Here is a 16,208-nt window from a genome sequence, read left to right as displayed (position 1 = left end):
TGCTTTGATGCGCCGTCTTTTTTCACTGCTCGCTCTGTGCCTGGCGCTGGTGCTGGGGGCAGCACCTAGCTTCGCCGCTGACGTGGCCCACGGTGGCCAGATTTTCTCCGCCAACTGTGCTGCCTGCCACATGGGTGGTGGCAATGTGGTCAATGCTGAGCGCACCCTGAAGCAGGATGCCCTGGAGGCCTATCTGGCCAACTACAGCAGCGATCATGAGGCTGCCATCGCCGCTCAGGTGACGAATGGCAAGAACGCCATGCCTGCCTTCCTCGGTAAACTGTCCGAAGCCGATATCGCTGATGTGGCCGCCTACGTTGAAGACATGTCGTCCAAAGGCTGGGCCTGATCTGCATCTGGCTTCTCGCCATTCAAAAGCTTCATTCGGGTGTGATCAGGCAATCATTTGCCTCGATCACACCTTTTTTGCTTGCCGACCAATTTGCCCCTCGATCCTCGATCCCTGATGGCCTATTGCCATTTATGTCAATGGCTGGCGCCCGTTCGACTGGCCCGCCATCCTGACCTCAAGCCAGGGAATCCAGGCGATGTCACGAGAGCAACTCATCCGGCTGGTTGCCGATGCCGAACGCGATCCCGCCCTTCGAGAGGAGCTGCGGGGTTGTTTTGCCGCGGGCCAGAGCTGGACTTCAGTGGTGGGCAAGGCGCGTTTGCGCGGATACGAGATCCAGGTCACGGATCTGCAGGATGCGCGTTCGGCTGATCATGCCGCCAGCTTCCTGGAAGCCAGCAGGGTCTCCGCGATCGGATCCCTGTGGGGTTCCTCACCGGTGTTGCCCAGTCAGGCCGCTCAGCTGGCGGCGCGACGGCAGGCGAGCACCGCCAGATAAAGATCTTCGGGTACCTCGCGAATGTCGTATTCGCTGGGAAGCACGCCATGCACGTGTTGATGAACGGCCATCCAGCAGTTCCTCTCTGGATCGGCTGCCGTGGCATCAAAAGCCCGCGAGGCCTCGACCAGATCCTGCACCAGTTGCGCGTCGGGGACAGGGGGAGTGGGTTCTGCCAGGTCCTGCTTGGGTGGCGGGGTTGAAGACATGGTGGTTACGGAGACGTTGGGTTCAGAATCGATGAGTTCAGAGACGCTAGTTGCCGATGGCTGCGTTGCATACACGCTGGTTGTCGCCAGAGTGGCTTCTGACAGCGTCGGCTCGGCCACAAATGGCTCGGACCTGGAAGAGCAACCCCCACAGGATCCCCAATCCGGCCCATCATGCCCAGAGTGGCCCTTGATGTGGATGATGGGACTTCGCTCAGGACTGGTGGGCTCGCTGGTTGCGGCGGCGCTGCTGCCCCTGCTGCGGCCGGCACTCGCCCTGGCCCAGAATCAGCCCTACGCCGTCCAGGGCCTGCCTGCCTACCCGCCCTGCCCCCTGGTGGTTCCCAAGAGCCAGTCCCTGTTTCAACCCCTGCGACTCAGGCCCAGTCAGGTTGCCTCTAAGAACGCCCGCGGCTGCCTCTCGCAGGCCGATGCCATTTACGGCTCCAATGGCTGCCCGACCCGTCTGTGCCCGCGTGACAGCGGCGCCTTCCAGCTGACCCCTCCAGGATCAGGAAACCCCATAGCGCCAGCTGCCCGTTGAGGTTTCCGACCGGCAGGCCGCTTCTCAGCTGCCGCTGCCGTAGGCCACATGGCAGACGGTATTGAGCAGCTGCGCCTGGTCGACGGTGTCAGGAATCTGGCCGTTCAACAGACCGGCCTGACAGTTGGCCGCTCCCAACAAGGTGGCGCCATCGTCCATGGAGTAGGTGAAGCTCACTCCGTAGGTGCCCACCGGATCCACGGAGCCGTAGTTGAGCTGGATGCTGGTCTGGGGCACCACGATCACCGGCGATTGTTCTTGGGAGGCCGTATTCACCAGGCTGGTGATGGCAGCTCCTGTTGCCAGCCCGGCGACCCCCCAGGCGGCTGCATTGGCTCCCCACCAGCCCCAGGTGGAGGGTTGCCAGCCATACCAGCCGTGGTTCCAGGGTCGGTTGTTCCAGTAACCGCCATTGGCCCAGTTGGAATGCCAGCCGTTATAAGGGCGGTTATAGAAATTGTTCTCGACGTTCAGATTTCGGTTCACGTCGATGCTGTCCCAGCCCGGGCGTGCACCAGGGCCGTACATCGGGTGGTAGCCCCGGTAGCCACCGCGCCAGGCGTCGCCATCTCCACGCCAGGCCTCTCCCCCACCGCTGAAGTGATAACCACCCCCACCTCCGCCCCAGCCCCCATGGCCACCGCCGCCGCCACCTCGGGCCTGGGCACTGATCGCTGAGAGGTTGAGAACAGCCACCAGGGCCAGGACACCAGCCCTGCGGGTTCCGGCAAAACAGCGGCGTGGCAGGCAAGCCATGGCGGGAGCAAAGCGACGGGGGAACGGAGTGCGCACACTCTTGATCCATAGCTAGCCAAGGATGTGCGGATTCGATGGTCTGCCCCGCCGGTGCCACGCGGCAACGGCTCCCTCGCGGATCGGTTCTTTCGCCATTTGGCTACGGCCTGCCCAACCTGAAGGGGGAGCACCGACCGATCCGGTTCGGTGCTCCTCTCCCTGGGCTCTGTGGTCTGCCCATACGGTTTTCTCAAGCACCCGATCAGGAAGGTTTCGCCATGCATCCCACCGCTGAGCTGTTCACCGAGAAGGCCTGGGGCGCCGTCGTGGCGGCCCAGCAGCTGGCCCAGCAGAAGCGCCAGCAGCAGATGGAAACCGAGCATCTGTTCGCGGCCCTGCTGAGCCAGCAGGGACTGGCCGGCCGGATCCTTGAGAAGGCCGGCGTGGATGTGGGAACCCTCAGCCAGAAGGTGGAGGCTTTTCTGGCCTCTCAGCCCAGCCTTGGGGCTGCCCCCGAGAGTGTGTACCTGGGCAAGGCCCTGAATGTCTGCTTTGACCGTGCCGATCAGGCCAAGGCCGAATTCGGCGATCATTACATCTCGATCGAACATCTTCTGCTCGGCCTGGTGGCGGATGATCGCTGCGGCCGGCAGCTGCTCAGCCAGTGCGGCGTCAACGCCAAGACGCTGAAGACCAGTATTGAAGCCGTGCGCGGCAGCCAGACAGTGACAGACCAGAATCCCGAAGGCACGTACGAGTCTCTGGAGAAGTACGGCCGCGATCTCACGGCCGCAGCCCGCGAGGGCAAGCTCGATCCAGTGATCGGCCGCGACGAGGAAATCCGCCGCACGATCCAGATCCTGTCGCGGCGTACCAAGAACAATCCCGTGCTGATCGGTGAACCCGGCGTCGGCAAGACCGCCATCGTCGAGGGTCTGGCCCAGCGCATCGTCAACGGTGACGTGCCCCAGGCCCTGCAGAACCGCCAGCTCGTCTCCCTCGACATGGGTGCCCTGATTGCCGGCGCCAAGTACCGCGGCGAGTTCGAGGAGCGGCTCAAGGCCGTGCTCAAGGAGGTGACCGCCTCCGAGGGCCAGATCGTGCTGTTCATCGACGAGATCCACACCGTGGTGGGAGCCGGGGCCACCGGCGGCGCCATGGATGCCAGCAATCTGCTCAAGCCGATGCTGGCCCGGGGCGAACTGCGCTGCATCGGTGCCACCACGCTGGATGAACACCGCCAGCACATTGAGAAAGACCCAGCCCTGGAGCGCCGCTTCCAGCAGGTGTTCGTGGATCAGCCCACGGTGGAGGACACGATCTCGATCCTGCGGGGCCTGAAGGAACGCTACGAAGTGCACCATGGCGTTCGCATCGCCGACAACGCCTTGGTGGCCGCCGCCGTGCTGTCGAGTCGTTACATCGCCGATCGTTTCCTGCCGGACAAGGCCATCGACCTGGTGGATGAATCCGCTGCTCGCCTCAAGATGGAGATCACCTCCAAGCCTGAGGAGATCGATGAACTCGATCGCCGCATCCTGCAGCTGGAGATGGAGAAGCTCTCGCTCGGCCGTGAATCCGATCCGGCCAGCAAGGATCGGCTGGAGCGGCTTGAAAAGGAGCTGGCGGATCTGAGTGAACAGCAGAGCGCCCTCAATGCTCAGTGGCAGGCGGAGAAGGGCTCGATCGATGAACTCGGTGCCATCAAGGAGGAGATCGAGCAGGTGCAGCTGCAGGTTGAGCAGGCCAAGCGCAACTACGACCTCAACAAGGCCGCCGAACTCGAATACGGCACCCTGGCCGAACTCAACAAGAAGCTGGCCGCCAAGGAGGCCGTGCTCAACGCCGGTGATGGGGAGAAAACGCTGCTGCGGGAGGAGGTCACCGAAGACGACATCGCTGAGGTGATCGCCAAGTGGACCGGCATTCCGGTGGCCAAGCTGGTGCAGAGCGAGATGGAGAAGCTGCTCAACCTTGAGCAGGATCTGCACACCCGTGTGATTGGCCAGCAGCAGGCCGTCACGGCCGTGGCCGATGCGATTCAGCGTTCCAGGGCCGGCCTGAGTGATCCGAACCGGCCGATCGCCAGCTTCCTGTTCCTCGGTCCTACCGGCGTCGGCAAAACGGAGCTGTCCAAGGCGCTCGCTTCGCAGCTCTTCGATTCGGAAGAGGCGATGGTGCGCATCGACATGAGCGAGTACATGGAGAAGCATGCCGTCAGCCGCCTGATCGGAGCTCCTCCGGGCTACGTGGGCTACGAAGAGGGTGGTCAGCTCACCGAAGCGGTGCGGCGCCGCCCCTATGCCGTGATCCTGTTTGACGAGGTGGAGAAGGCCCACCCGGATGTGTTCAATGTGCTGCTGCAGGTGCTCGACGACGGCCGCGTCACCGATGGTCAGGGACGCACGGTGGACTTCACCAACACCGTGTTGATTCTCACCAGCAACATCGGCAGCGCCTCGATTCTGGATCTGGCCGGCGATCCCGCCCGCCATGGAGAGATGGAGAAGCGGGTGAATGAGGCCCTGCGCAGCCACTTCCGCCCCGAGTTCCTCAACCGCCTCGATGAATCGATCATCTTCCACAGCCTCAAGGCCGAGGAGTTGCGCCAGATCGTCGATCTGCAGGTGCAGCGGTTGGCCAGGCGCCTTGAGGAGCGCAAGCTCTCGCTGCAGCTCTCCACCGAAGCCCTCGACTGGCTGGCGGCCGTGGGCTACGACCCCGTCTACGGCGCCAGGCCGCTGAAGCGGGCCATCCAGCGGGAACTGGAAACCCCGATCGCCAAGGCGATCCTGGCCGGAAGCTTTCCGGCCGGCTCCACCATCGCCGTGGAGGTGGAGGCCGAGCGGCTGAAGATCAGCCTGGCTGAAGCGGCCCGCCTGCCGGTGCTGGTGTGAGGGTGGTGTGAAGGCTGGGCCGCCCCAGTCACCGATCAGCCTCAGTCACCGATCAGGTGAAGGCTCAGCTGGCGGCGGTGGGGCACGGCCCGGTGCTCCCAGAGATAGACCGCCTGCCAGGTTCCCAGCACGAGGCGCTTCTCCTCAAACGCAAGGCTGAGGCTGGTCGCTGTGAGGCTGGTGCGGATGTGGGCCGGCATGTCGTCGGGGCCCTCATCGTCGTGGCGGTAGCGGTAGCGGCCACCTTCGCCACTGATCGGCCGCACCCCTTCCTGGGGCACCAGCGCCCTCAGGTAGGCGGCCAGGTCATCGAGGACCCTTGGGTCGGCGTTCTCATTGATGGTGAGGCTGCAACTGGTGTGCAGTGCCACCAGGGTGGCGAGACCGCTGTGCAGGCCGCTGCTGGCGATCCGCAGCTGCAGCTCGGCGGTGAGATCGGTGAAGCCGTCGCCGCAGGTGGTGACGCTGAGGCGGTGCAGGCTCTGGCGGAGCACGGTTCGAATCGGGCGGTTGCGCTGCATAGCATCGGATCAGAAGCAGACGCTCCATTCCTCGATGCGCAATCCGTTTGCATGGATGCTTGGCCTTTCGGCCCTGGCGCTCCTGGCCCTGCCGGCCCAGGCGCAGCGGGTGGTGCCCAAGATCGGCTCGATCTGCCCGATGGGCTACGTCGACACCCTCAATGGCAAGTGCAGCACCCTGGGCCTGATGAACTACACCGTGCGGCCCACCAACGGTGAAGCCTGTCCGGAAGGATGGATGAACGTGGGCGGGAGCTACTGCCGCAAGAAGTGAACCAGGTCCTTCTTCTGCAAGAAATGAGCCAGACCCCCCTCCAGACCGTCGCCAGCCCTTCCGGCGGTCCATTCCCCGCCCCCGGTGCCGCTGCTGCAGACCTCACGATCCTCTACGACGGAGGCTGTCCGCTCTGCCTGCGGGAGGTGCGCTTCCTGCGCAGGCGTGACGGTGAGCATGGACGGCTCGCCTTCGTCGATGTCGCTGCGGTCGATTACGACCCCTCCAGCCATGGCGAGATCAGCTATCGCGATGCGATGGAGCGCATCCATGGCCTGACCGGCAGTGGCGAGGTGGTGCGTGATGTGGAGGTCTTCCGACGGGCCTATGCGCTGGTGGGGCTGGGCTGGCTCTATGCCCCCAGCCGCTGGCCGTTGTTGCGTGGCATCGCCGATGGCCTCTATCGCCTGTGGGCCCTCTGGCGGCTGCGGCTCACCGGCCGGCCGTCCCTTGATCAGCTCTGTTGTGAACGCGAGGGGCGCTGCTCCCTCTGACGTGGCGTGTCCGCCTGGAGGCGCGCACGCTGCATTCCTTTGCCAAGTCAGGTGGTCAGCCGCAGCCGTTGCAACAGTGCAGCAACAGGCCATCCTCAGGAGCTGGATCCATCGACGCGGGGACCCGACTGCTGAGCGCACTCGGAGGGCTCGGCCTGTTCATGCTCGGCATGTCGGTGCTGACCGAGAACCTGCGGAACCTGGCTGGAGCCCAGCTGCGAACCGCCCTGCTGCGCTTCACCCGCACTCCCCTGAGCGGGGCGGTGACCGGTGCCGTTGCCACGGCGCTGCTGCAGTCGTCCAGCGCCACCACGGTCACCACCGTGGGATTTGTCGGGGCAGGGCTGATCCGCTTCCCCGATTCGCTCGGCATCATTTTCGGGGCGAACCTGGGCAGCACCGCTCTCGGCTGGTTGGTGGCTTTGCTGGGGATCCGCTGGTCTCTGGGTCGCGCCCTGCTTCCGCTGATTCTGGTGGGCGCGCTGCTGCGCATCTTCGGCCGGGGGCGCTGGGCAGTGATCGGCTTCGCCCTGGCGGGCTTTGGCCTTCTCTTCCTGGGGCTCGACGGCATCAAGGCCGCCATGGCTGGCCAGGGATTGCTGCTCGATCCGACGCGATTCGATGGCAGCCACTGGCTCGGCCGCCTGCAGCTGGTGGCCCTGGGTCTGGTCACCACTGTGATCACCCAGAGCTCCGCCGCCGGAGTGGCCAGCACCCTGATGGCCCTCGCCGCGGGGGGACTCGATCTGGGCCAGGCCGGAGCCCTGGTGGTGGGCATGGACGTGGGCTCCTCGGTCAGTGCGGTCGTGGCGGCCCTGGGCAGCAGCATCAGCGCCCGTCGCACCGGCATGGCTCACCTCTGCTTCAACCTGCTCAGTGCTCTGGTGGGGCTGATTCTGCTCAACCCCGTGGTCTGGTTCTGGCAGGAGATCTGGCCGCAGCGCCTGGCCGCCGAGCCGGAATTTGCCCTGACCAGTTTTCACAGCGGCTTCAATCTGCTGGGGGTGGCTCTCGCCCTGCCCTTCACGGGCGCCTTCGCGCACCTGATCCGCGCCCTGGTGCCATCGGGTCCCCGTTCCTGGGCCGATGCCCTGGACCAGGCTCCCCCCGACGATGCCCACCTGGCCATTGATCAGGCACGCCGCGCGGTCGAACAGGAGCTGCGCGAGCTGCTGGAGCTGCTGCGCCGGTCTCTGGGGGGAGCCGGTCCGCCGGCAGCTGCCCAGCCGCCACCGCGGCTGCCACACCAGCTCGCCAACCTCCAGGCTGATCTTGACCGCACCGAGACCTACCTCGATCAGATCCATCTCGATCATCTGGAACGCCACAGCGGTCAGCGCCTGATCCACCTGCTGCATGGGCTCGACCACCTGCAGCGGTTGCATGAGCGCTGCGAGGAGGAACCCGATCGCCTCGCCACCCTGATCGGCTCCAGCCAGCTGGCTGAAGAACGGCAGCAGTTTGCCGCTCTGCTCGACGCTGTGGTTCTCAGGGCCGTGCAGCACGACTGGGCTGGGATCTCCAGCGCCAGTGGAGCCCTGGTGCGCACTCTGGCAAGCCAGGAGCACCACTGCCGCCACCAGGTGATGCAGGAGGTGGCCCTGGGTCATCTCGATGTGGAGGAGGGCACGCGAGAGCTCGAGGCGATGCGTTGGCTGGAACGGGTCTGCCTCCACATCGAGCGGATTGGTCACCATCTCGACCATGCTGGGCCTGTTCCCCAGGACACCGGTCGAGCCATGACATGAATGGTTTCTCCTCCCTGATCAGGCAAGGCTGATCAACCCAGGGATGCTGCGGCGTCCTCAGAGAACGCGGCCACCCTGTGGAAACATCCTTCAGTTTCGCGATCGCCATCCCCTACGTCAGCCGCGAAGGGCGCGGCCAGCCTGGCAGGGGTGGATGTGCCGGTGCTCACCGGTGGCATCGGCAAGCACGACCGCCGCCCCAGGCAGGAGCTGGAGGAAGCCCTCGATTGGCTCAGCCCCCTGGAGATTCTGGTGGTGCCTGCCGATCAGGAAGGCCTCATGGCACGCAGCGGCCGCCATGCCGCCGCCGCCTGACATCCTTTGCTCCAGCCGGGGGTGGCAGCTCTAACGGGGGCGGCAGGGGCCATCCCGATCGGAGCGGAACACCACCTTCAGGCCAGGGGAACGGGTCTCCACTTCGCTCAGCAGACCTTCAAGGGCCAGCCGGGTGTTGCGGGACCCTCCTGCCATCGGCTCGCCACTCATCAACACGATTTCGAGTTCGTATCCATCGGAGCGGGGTTGCACGTCGCCGAAGAGCTGAACCTTCAGGCCCACGGGCGCCTGCACGAAGCTTCCGCCCAGGTGCGTGGCACTGCGCTCGTCCACAGTGGCCTCAAGGGCCTGAAGCACCGGCTCAAGCTGGGGGATCAACTCCCCGGCCGCACAGGCGACGACGGGCTTCAGCACCACCATCAAGCGGGCCATGGTTCGGGGCGAGGGCATCCCAATCTTGCCGGAGCGCCTTGCCCGCGGCAGGCCCAGGGAAAGACGACAAGCTGAGGCATCAATACCTATGGACGGAACTGGTGCTCAGAGCAAGACTGAAGCCATCAAGATTCGGAGGCCCAGAGATGGATGAAACTCCACCGCGTCATCAGTTCAGAGTCAACTGACATCCTGCGTCCTGCTCCAACAGTCTCAACTAAAGATCAACATCTGCACGATGGTCTGAACTGCTCTCCGAAGCGATTTTTCTCTGGCTGACCCAGGAACGATCGTCTGGATTTTTGCAATTCGCTATCGCCCTTCGCATCGCGACAGGTGCCCTTGGGCTCAGCAGATGTTCGCCTGAACCATCGGCCCCAGGATCGCAAGCCAGTTGCTCTACGTCTTCTCTGCTTCTTGCATACCGCCTTCCTTCGTGATTCTGTTTGTTGTCAACGTTTCACCTTCCACATCACAGTCTTGGAGGTATTGAATTCAGAGTTAGAGTCAATACAATTTGCCCCGAAACTACGACACCCTTGATCATCCTTCTTGATCTCCTTGCGGGATGATTCGATTGCCGTGATCGGACTTTTGCCAGGCCGACGGCCTGATCCATTGACAATCCAGGCAAGCAGCAGAGATTCGGCTCACGATCGGCGCCGAACCTTTAAGGCTGCTCAATGAGGTCCGGCGCTTCTAGTGCCGGACCTTCTGCGTGGCAAGGTTGCAATCAGACTTCGCATCAATCAATGCCAGTGCGGAACCATGACGTGAATGAGTTGATGAAACCTTGGTAGAAGAAGTCACCATCAGGGTTTCCGCCGTCGCAATCCCAAGATCTGTGACTGGCTGAATTGGTTGGCAAAGCCATGCAACAGCTGGATGGGGTTCCCCCCGGAGTGACCTTGCAATGTTTCCAACCTTTCCAAGGGTCGTTGCAGGCGCTCGTCGGTCGGATGCAGATCTTTATGAGTCAACAGCTGAACCATGCCGCTTCATTACTGAACTCTTTCCGGGGAATGGCGCGCCATGGGGTCCCTGTAGCCAAGGAGCCCTAAGGTGCTGAAATCTCAGAGAAGACGACCTCCCGGGGGACGGACTGCTTCATGAGGAACCATCAGGCCCCTGAGAAAGGTTTGACTGAAATCAACCCTTCGGGAAAAGCGACAGCCGGCATAGGTGCCGCCAGCTTCCCTGTCCACCCACATCACCATAACTGCGGTGGGGATCACACTGTTGGTGCTGGGATGGGAAATCAACAGTGATCCCTTCTGACTGGCATTCACTCTTTCGCCAGGAGGAAATAGCAGGCAGCATCCCGACCAGCTGATATCCCAGAGTCTGCCGTGGTGTTGTAGGTCATTCACGGTGAAGATGGCACCGATCCAGATCGTGATGGCCGGCAGAAGAAATCTCTCTTCCCGCCTTGGCTGCTCGACCATAGATGTGGCTGTGATCCGACGGTATTCAGCCAGAGCTTCCCACATTTCAGCAGGCAGCGCCCCCCAGCGGTTCTGGGAGTCTGCGATGCCTGCTGCAAACGGCTCCGGCAAAACATCAGCCCCCTGCCAGGCGCTCGCTCTACGGGCGTCGTCGCTGTTCGCCGTACTACACACCGTCCGGGGGCGGTGGGCCAGGGCTGGACCAGAGCGCAGGAGTCCTCCCTCAGGAAAATCCGTTGCTGAAACTCAGCGGTAATTCCCCTACGGTTTTCACGAGTCAAGCTTCCACCATGCAGACGATCGACTGGTTGTGGCTGATACATCCCGTGCTGGCTGTGGTGGTGGTCTATCCACTGCTCGGCATCGTGCTCCGTCTGGCTCAGCAGACCCGCCAGCGGCGCCTCAAGCAGGCCAAGACCCCTCCCACCAGTGGCCGAGACCATGCCGATCTGGGCCGTTGGCTGGCCACAACGGTGGTGGCAATCGAGCTGGTGGCTCTCAGCGTGGTGATCGCGACAAAGCATCCCCTCTCCGCCTTCGAAGGCGGCGCAGGACGCCTGGTCCTGCTCGTGCTGGTGCTGCTCGGTACAACTGCTGCCCTCGTGCTGCTCTGGCGGGCCAAGGCCGCTCCCTACAGGGCCACGTTTGCCCTGTTGTGCTGGATCGGCGTCATCGGCCTGGGTATGCAGCCTGAGGTCTGGCGACTCAGCGACAATCCACTTGACCCGGCCTTCTGGCAATCCCACTTCTGGGGAGGGGTCGGACTCACCGGCCTGCTGCTCTTCGGTGTCGCGGCACGCCCCGAGATTCTTCGCAGCCTCCGCTGGCGTCGCCTTCACCTGACTGCCAGTGCCCTGGCGGGTCTGCTGCTTCTTGCCCAGGGCATCAGTGGGCCGCGCGATCTGCTGGAAATCCCCCTGAACTGGCAGAAACCCGCCATTGCGACCTGCGACTTTGTTCGTCAGGTCTGCCCGCCGCTCCAGCCGCCAGCGGGTTGATGCGTCTTCCCTGGGCTGTGGCGCTGCTCACCGTTCTGGCAGCGCGTTATCTGATCTGGCGTTGCGGCAGCACGCTCAACCTCAGTTCACCCCTGTCAACTGGCCTGAGCCTTCTGCTGCTGGCGGCTGAGTTGCTGCTGCTGGCCACCACCTTCCTGCAGCTCTGGTTCACCCTGATACCCCCTCCTCCTGTGACGGCCACTGTGGCCGCCGCCGCCGCCCGGCTGGAAGGCCGGATGACCCAGCATGCCCTTGCTTCTGCGGCTGACCGTCGGGACACCCCTGTCGCTGTTCCATGCATCCAGACAGCGAGGCAAACTGAGAGCGACCCACCGTCCGTACTGCATCTTTGCGATGAGGAGTCGGCGGTTGCTTCCCTCTCGGCAAACCCTCTGCTCAGGGTCGATGTGTTCGTCCCCACCTATGGCGAGCCGCTTGGCCTGGTGGAACGCTGCCTGCGCGGTTGTCTGGCGATGGACTATCCCATCAAGACCGTTTGGTTGCTCGATGACGCTGCCTGCCCTGAGCTGGAGCTGCTCTGCCGCCGGCTGGGATGCCTCTACCTGAGTCGTGGCGAACGGCTCCATGCCAAGGCCGGCAACCTGAACCATGCCCTTCTGCACAGCAGTGGTGACCTCGTGGCTGTCTTCGATGCCGACGTGGTTCCACTGAATGGATTCCTTCGGCGCACCGTAGGGCTGTTCGATGACTCCAGCGTTGGGTTTGTGCAGACCCCGCAGAGTTACATGAATGCTGATCCCGTGGTACGCAATGCGTCCATGGAGCGATGGCTGCTGCCTGACGAGGAAACCTTCTATCGCTGGATCGAACCCACTCGGCAGGCCCTCGGTGCCGTGGTCTGTGCCGGCACATCCTTCGTGATGCGCCGCAGCGCCCTTGAGCAGGTGGGCGGCTTCGTTACCGCCACATCTTCGGAAGATCTGGCCACGGGAATCCAGATTGCAGCCGCCGGATACCGCAACATTTTCGTGTCCGAAAAGCTCAGCGCCGGCCTGGCTCCGCTCACCGCAGCCGCCATGACTCGCCAGCGCTGCCGCTGGGCCAGCGGCACGTTGCAGATCCTGCGCACCGGAGCCAGCCCCTTCCGCATCCGTGGCCTGACCCCACTGCAGCGCCTGGCCTATCTCGAGGGGATCCTGCACTGGTTCAATGTGCTGCCTCAGCTGCTGCTGTTGCTGTTTCCGCTGAGCCTTGGCTTGCTCGGGGTGGCACCAATCCGTCTCACTGCCGCCGGCCTGTTCAGTGAAGCGCTGCCTTTCTTTCTGGCGCAAATGCTTCTCAGCCGCTGGTTGAGTGGCCATGCGCGCACGGCCCTGTTGCCTGAGCTGTACCGCTGGTTGTTTGTCGTCCCTCTGGCTGGCGCGGTGCTGTCCACCCTGTTCGGGCGCCCCCTTCGCTTTCATGTGACGCCCAAGCAGCGTCCCTGGGGCCGCCGGCTTGGACCGTCACGACAACTGCTGCTCCCCTTGTTGTTTTTGCTCAGCCTCCAGCTGATCGCTTTGGTGCATCTGTTGAACGGGCCCCTCACCGGCCCAGAGCTCGCGGCTCTGGATCCGCTTCCGCCCGCCACCAGGGTTGTGACCATGGTCTGGGCCTGCACGAACCTGCTGCTCCTGCTGCTGGCGGTGCGCTGCTGCTGGGATCGCAGCGCCGACAGCGATCTCCCCTGGTTCCGGCTCGAGCCGAAGCCGCTGATCCGGTTGACCCCGATCCAGGAGGGGGCTCCGCTGCCACCGCTGAGCCTGAGCGTGATGGCGATCAGTGAAGAGGGGATCGAGTTGGAGGCCCCTGCTCACTCATCGCCGGCTGCAGAATCCTGTATCACGTCGTCAGACGTTGTCTGGACCTTGGAGGGCTTGCCCGGTCTGGACGCAGTGCCCCTGGAGCTTCTGGAGTCGCCGCTGTTCATCTCCTCGCTGGGCGACCGGCGGCGGGATGGCTGGCGCCTGGCGGGGCGCTGGGGAGCACTGTCGCCGCAGCAGCGTGACCAGCTGCAGACGCTTCTGTACCGCCGTGATCGGCTCTGGCCGCAGCGCACGGCGCCCTTCGAGCTGCTGGCCCTGCCGGCGGTGCTGCGGTTGCTGCTGCGCCCCTGCGGGCCCGACACCTGGTTTCAGCGCAGCCTGATCCCCCAGAGGAGCTGGGTTGAAGACTTGCCAGGCACGGCAAGGGATCGCAGAGTTTCCTGACGTTCGCCTGACCCCCATGCCCGCCGTTCCCCTTGAGACCAGGCCCTCTCCGTTGCTGCTCTGTCGCCGTGCTGGCGAGCGGTTCCACAGCAGCTTCGACTGGCTGGAGAGCTGGCACACGTTTTCGTTCTCGCATCACTTTGATCCCGCCTGGATGGGCTTTGGCCCACTGAAGGTGATCAACGACGACACCATCGCCGCCGGCCGGGGCTTCGGCATGCATCCCCATCGCGACATGGAGATCATCACCGTGATGGTGCAGGGGGAGTTGCATCACCGCGACTCGATGGGCCATGCCGAGATCCTGCGAGCTGGTGAAGTCCAGCGGATGAGTGCCGGCACCGGTGTGGTCCACAGCGAGATCAATGGCGGCTCCACGCCCTGCCGGCTCTTGCAGATCTGGATCGAGCCCAGCCGCCGCGGCATTCCGCCCGCCTACGAGCAGAAGCCCTTCGCCATCGGCGCTGGTTGGACCCTCCTGCTCGATCCGGAAGGATCTGGCGGTGCCATGGCGATCGAGCGCCCCGTACGGCTCTGGCGGGCCAGGCCCCAGCCGGGCGATCGTCTGGCCAACCCGCTCGAGCCCGGCACCCAGGGATGGATCCAGATGATCGAGGGCAGTCTCGAGATTGCCGAGGCTGGCGCTCCTTTGCTGGCGGGTGACGGTCTCGGCTTTGACGCCGCCTCGATCGGGGCCTTCCGTGCGGGGAGGGAGCCCGCCGACGTGCTGCTCTTCGAGCTGCGTTGATCACCCAGCCCGGGCCCATGGCAGGGTGAGGACCCCCTCCGGCAGCGCTGTCTGTCGGTTGCCAGGTCGTCTCCGGTGTCTGTTCCGTCCCACGCGATCCATCCGGTGCAGGCCACGCGTCTGCGGGGGGCCGCCGTTCTGGCCGATCCGCTGCTCAACAAGGACACGGCCTTCACCAGGCAGGAGCGGCGTGAGCTCGGCCTCGAGGCGCTGCTCCCCTGGCAGGAGGAATCGCTGGAGCTACAGGCCGAGCGTGCCTGGCGGATCTTCGAGGCTCTCGACGACGACCTGCAGAAATTCGACTTTGCGGCTCAGCTGCGCCAGAGCAATTTGGTGCTGTTTTACCGCTTCCTCAGCGATCACATCGAGGCGGTGCTGCCGGTGGTCTACACCCCCACCGTGGGGCGCGCCATCCAGCGTTTCGGCCACCGCTATCGCAGTCCCAGTCAGGGGGTCTATCTGCTGCCGTCCCAGCAGGACCAGCTTGAGACCTTGCTGCAACAGGCTGCGGCGGGCCGACCGGTGAATCTGGTGCTGGTGACCGATTCAGAAGGCATCCTCGGCATCGGGGATCAGGGGGTCGGGGGCATTGAGATCTGCCTGGGCAAGCTGGCCGTCTACACCCTCTGTGCCGGCCTCCATCCGGCCCAGATGCTGCCGGTAGTGCTGGATGTGGGGACCGACCGCCAGGCGCTGCTGGATGACCCCCTCTATCCGGGGCTGCGGCAGCCGCGGCTGCGGGGCGTGGCCTACGAGCGGTTCATCGAGCGCTTCGTCAGCGCAGTGGAAGCCACCCTGCCGGCATGCCTGCTGCACTGGGAAGATTTCGGCACACGCCAGGCGCGCCACAACCTGGCGCTGTACCGGCAGCGGATTGCCAGCTTCAACGACGACATCCAGGGCACCAGTGGGGTGGCCGCAGCGGCGATCCTGGCGGCCTGCCGCGGTCAGGGGCGGCAGCTGAGCGGGCAAAGGATTGTGGTGTTCGGCGCTGGCACCGCCGGTTGCGGGATCGCCGATCGGCTGGTGCGGTTGCTGCGGGCGGAGGGGATGGGGGAGGTGGAGGCCAGGGCCCACATCTGGGCGATCGATCGCGACGGCCTGCTGCTGGACGGCGACGAGGGTGAGGCCGCTGCGGCCTTCGGCCGTCCCCGCCAGGAGGCCGGCAGCTTCCGCCGGGATGCCTCAGGCCGGATTGGCCTGCTGGCGGTGGTGGAAGCGGTGCGGCCCAGCGTGCTGATCGGCACCTCCACGGTGGCGGGGGCCTTCACTCAAGAGGTGGTGCAGACGATGCTGCATGACCTCGACGGCGACGGGTCAGCCCGAGGGGCCACCTTGCCGGGATCCGTGGTGCCCCGTCCGGTGATCCTTCCCCTCTCCAACCCCACCACCCTGGCTGAGGCCACCCCGGCCGACCTGCTCGCCTGGAGCCATGGGAGGGCCCTGGTGGCCACGGGTAGCCCCTTTGATCCCGTGGTTGTCGAGGGTCAGAGGCGACGGATCGGCCAATGCAACAACTGCTTCCTCTATCCAGGTCTGGGTTTCGCGGCGGTGGCCGTGGGCGCGCGCCAGGTGAGTGAGGCGATGATTGAATCCGCCACCCTGGCCCTGGCGGAGAGGATCCCGGCGGCCAGGGATCCGGACGCGCCGCTGATGCCGGCGCTTTGTGAGGTGCAGTCGATCTCCGCCTCAGTCGCCGAAGCTGTGGCCTTCACCGCTGTGGCCGAGGGCCTGGCCCGCCAGGCCAGCACGGAAGCGGAGGCCCTGGTCTGCCTGGAGAGGGCGCGCTGGAGCGCAGACTATGGCCCGGTGCAAGCCATCTGAGC

The 16,208-nt window shown here is 64.6% G+C and carries 17 protein-coding genes; 12 read left to right on the top strand and 5 right to left on the bottom strand.

Annotated elements, in window-relative coordinates; genetic code table 11:
- Window positions 1-7: 7 nt before the first annotated feature.
- Together VB777_RS07570 and VB777_RS17370 are read left to right on the top strand one after the other, a co-directional pair.
- Window positions 8-349, top strand: a complete 342-nt coding sequence (locus VB777_RS07570) for a c-type cytochrome (protein WP_322756995.1) — start codon at window positions 8-10, stop codon at window positions 347-349.
- Window positions 350-548: 199 nt separating this feature from the next.
- Window positions 549-851: a Nif11-like leader peptide family natural product precursor gene (locus VB777_RS17370; RefSeq protein WP_197155234.1), complete on the top strand. Its 303-nt coding sequence runs from the start codon at window positions 549-551 to the stop codon at window positions 849-851.
- On the opposite strand, the gene VB777_RS07565 is transcribed toward VB777_RS17370, so the two are convergent.
- Window positions 812-1,060 (bottom strand): hypothetical protein, encoded by a 249-nt coding sequence (locus VB777_RS07565; RefSeq protein WP_231598312.1) that lies wholly within the window; start codon window positions 1,058-1,060, stop codon window positions 812-814. The two genes, VB777_RS17370 and VB777_RS07565, sit on opposite strands and share 40 nt — an antisense overlap.
- A 223-nt stretch (window positions 1,061-1,283) precedes the next feature.
- On the opposite strand from VB777_RS07565, the gene VB777_RS07560 reads away from it, so the two are divergent.
- Window positions 1,284-1,604, top strand: coding sequence for a hypothetical protein (locus tag VB777_RS07560; RefSeq protein WP_197155236.1), 321 nt, complete (start codon window positions 1,284-1,286; stop codon window positions 1,602-1,604).
- A 24-nt stretch (window positions 1,605-1,628) separates the two neighbouring features.
- Here VB777_RS07560 and VB777_RS07555 read toward each other — a convergent pair whose 3' ends face one another.
- Entirely contained in the window at window positions 1,629-2,360 is a 732-nt protein-coding gene (locus tag VB777_RS07555; RefSeq protein WP_323248064.1) for a hypothetical protein, read from the bottom strand.
- 257 nt (window positions 2,361-2,617) lie between these two features.
- On the opposite strand from VB777_RS07555, the gene clpB reads away from it, so the two are divergent.
- Entirely contained in the window at window positions 2,618-5,236 is a 2,619-nt protein-coding gene (gene clpB / locus VB777_RS07550; RefSeq protein ID WP_322756992.1) for an ATP-dependent chaperone ClpB, read from the top strand.
- Between the two features lie 41 nt (window positions 5,237-5,277).
- Here the strand turns inward: clpB and VB777_RS07545 are convergent, their stop codons facing one another.
- Window positions 5,278-5,757, bottom strand: coding sequence for a secondary thiamine-phosphate synthase enzyme YjbQ (locus VB777_RS07545; RefSeq protein WP_197155245.1), 480 nt, complete (start codon window positions 5,755-5,757; stop codon window positions 5,278-5,280).
- A gap of 34 nt (window positions 5,758-5,791) precedes the next feature.
- Between VB777_RS07545 and VB777_RS07540 the strand changes: the two genes are divergently transcribed.
- The 4 genes from VB777_RS07540 (at window position 5,792) to VB777_RS07525 (ending at window position 8,588) form a co-directional block, all read left to right on the top strand.
- Window positions 5,792-6,031: a hypothetical protein gene (locus VB777_RS07540; protein ID WP_197155247.1), complete on the top strand. Its 240-nt coding sequence runs from the start codon at window positions 5,792-5,794 to the stop codon at window positions 6,029-6,031.
- 23 nt (window positions 6,032-6,054) lie between these two features.
- Window positions 6,055-6,525 carry a thiol-disulfide oxidoreductase DCC family protein gene (locus VB777_RS07535; RefSeq protein WP_197155249.1) on the top strand — a complete coding sequence of 157 codons (471 nt, stop codon included), beginning with the start codon at window positions 6,055-6,057 and terminating at the stop codon, window positions 6,523-6,525.
- A gap of 161 nt (window positions 6,526-6,686) precedes the next feature.
- A complete protein-coding gene (locus tag VB777_RS07530; protein WP_197155251.1) occupies window positions 6,687-8,273 on the top strand; it encodes a Na/Pi cotransporter family protein in 1,587 nt (528 codons plus the stop codon).
- Window positions 8,274-8,423: 150 nt separating this feature from the next.
- Window positions 8,424-8,588, top strand: coding sequence for a hypothetical protein (locus tag VB777_RS07525; protein WP_323248061.1), 165 nt, complete (start codon window positions 8,424-8,426; stop codon window positions 8,586-8,588).
- A 30-nt stretch (window positions 8,589-8,618) separates the two neighbouring features.
- Here VB777_RS07525 and VB777_RS07520 read toward each other — a convergent pair whose 3' ends face one another.
- The gene (locus VB777_RS07520) at window positions 8,619-8,999 is read right to left on the bottom strand and encodes a hypothetical protein (RefSeq protein ID WP_197155254.1); all 381 of its coding nucleotides are present in this window, start codon (window positions 8,997-8,999) and stop codon (window positions 8,619-8,621) included.
- 1,055 nt (window positions 9,000-10,054) lie between these two features.
- Entirely contained in the window at window positions 10,055-10,537 is a 483-nt protein-coding gene (locus VB777_RS07515) for a PilZ domain-containing protein (protein WP_197155256.1), read from the bottom strand.
- Between the two features lie 179 nt (window positions 10,538-10,716).
- Here VB777_RS07515 and VB777_RS07510 point away from each other — a divergent pair, with 179 nt between their 5' ends.
- From VB777_RS07510 to VB777_RS07495, 4 genes are all read left to right on the top strand, one after another.
- A complete protein-coding gene (locus VB777_RS07510) occupies window positions 10,717-11,424 on the top strand; it encodes a DUF4079 domain-containing protein (protein ID WP_322756990.1) in 708 nt (235 codons plus the stop codon).
- A complete protein-coding gene (locus tag VB777_RS07505; RefSeq protein WP_323248057.1) occupies window positions 11,424-13,634 on the top strand; it encodes a cellulose synthase catalytic subunit in 2,211 nt (736 codons plus the stop codon). Before VB777_RS07510 ends, VB777_RS07505 begins: the two co-directional genes overlap by 1 nt.
- A gap of 16 nt (window positions 13,635-13,650) precedes the next feature.
- The gene (locus VB777_RS07500; RefSeq protein WP_197155260.1) at window positions 13,651-14,382 is read left to right on the top strand and encodes a pirin family protein; all 732 of its coding nucleotides are present in this window, start codon (window positions 13,651-13,653) and stop codon (window positions 14,380-14,382) included.
- A gap of 75 nt (window positions 14,383-14,457) precedes the next feature.
- Window positions 14,458-16,206, top strand: a complete 1,749-nt coding sequence (locus VB777_RS07495) for an NAD-dependent malic enzyme (RefSeq protein ID WP_323248055.1) — start codon at window positions 14,458-14,460, stop codon at window positions 16,204-16,206.
- The last annotated feature ends 2 nt before the right edge of the window (window positions 16,207-16,208 follow it).

It is taken from the genome of Synechococcus sp. CCY9202 (assembly GCF_034931685.1).
Taxonomy (GTDB): domain Bacteria; phylum Cyanobacteriota; class Cyanobacteriia; order PCC-6307; family Cyanobiaceae; genus CBW1002.
The sequence above is the reverse complement of the archived record's forward strand: the minus strand, read 5'-3'. Positions and strand labels throughout refer to the sequence as shown.

Excerpts from the sequence above, each read along its gene's own strand:
- VB777_RS07545 (WP_197155245.1), bottom strand. The coding sequence starts at position 5,757 with ATGCAGCGCAACCGCCCGATTCGAACCGTGCTCCGCCAGAGCCTGCAC.
- VB777_RS07510 (WP_322756990.1), top strand. The coding sequence starts at position 10,717 with ATGCAGACGATCGACTGGTTGTGGCTGATACATCCCGTGCTGGCTGTG.
- clpB (WP_322756992.1), top strand. The coding sequence starts at position 2,618 with ATGCATCCCACCGCTGAGCTGTTCACCGAGAAGGCCTGGGGCGCCGTC.
- VB777_RS07500 (WP_197155260.1), top strand. The coding sequence starts at position 13,651 with ATGCCCGCCGTTCCCCTTGAGACCAGGCCCTCTCCGTTGCTGCTCTGT.
- VB777_RS07555 (WP_323248064.1), bottom strand. The coding sequence starts at position 2,360 with ATGGCTTGCCTGCCACGCCGCTGTTTTGCCGGAACCCGCAGGGCTGGT.
- VB777_RS07540 (WP_197155247.1), top strand. The coding sequence starts at position 5,792 with ATGCGCAATCCGTTTGCATGGATGCTTGGCCTTTCGGCCCTGGCGCTC.
- VB777_RS07570 (WP_322756995.1), top strand. The coding sequence starts at position 8 with ATGCGCCGTCTTTTTTCACTGCTCGCTCTGTGCCTGGCGCTGGTGCTG.
- VB777_RS07535 (WP_197155249.1), top strand. The coding sequence starts at position 6,055 with ATGAGCCAGACCCCCCTCCAGACCGTCGCCAGCCCTTCCGGCGGTCCA.
- VB777_RS07505 (WP_323248057.1), top strand. The coding sequence starts at position 11,424 with ATGCGTCTTCCCTGGGCTGTGGCGCTGCTCACCGTTCTGGCAGCGCGT.
- VB777_RS07520 (WP_197155254.1), bottom strand. The coding sequence starts at position 8,999 with ATGCCCTCGCCCCGAACCATGGCCCGCTTGATGGTGGTGCTGAAGCCC.
- VB777_RS07530 (WP_197155251.1), top strand. The coding sequence starts at position 6,687 with ATGCTCGGCATGTCGGTGCTGACCGAGAACCTGCGGAACCTGGCTGGA.
- VB777_RS07565 (WP_231598312.1), bottom strand. The coding sequence starts at position 1,060 with ATGTCTTCAACCCCGCCACCCAAGCAGGACCTGGCAGAACCCACTCCC.
- VB777_RS17370 (WP_197155234.1), top strand. The coding sequence starts at position 549 with ATGTCACGAGAGCAACTCATCCGGCTGGTTGCCGATGCCGAACGCGAT.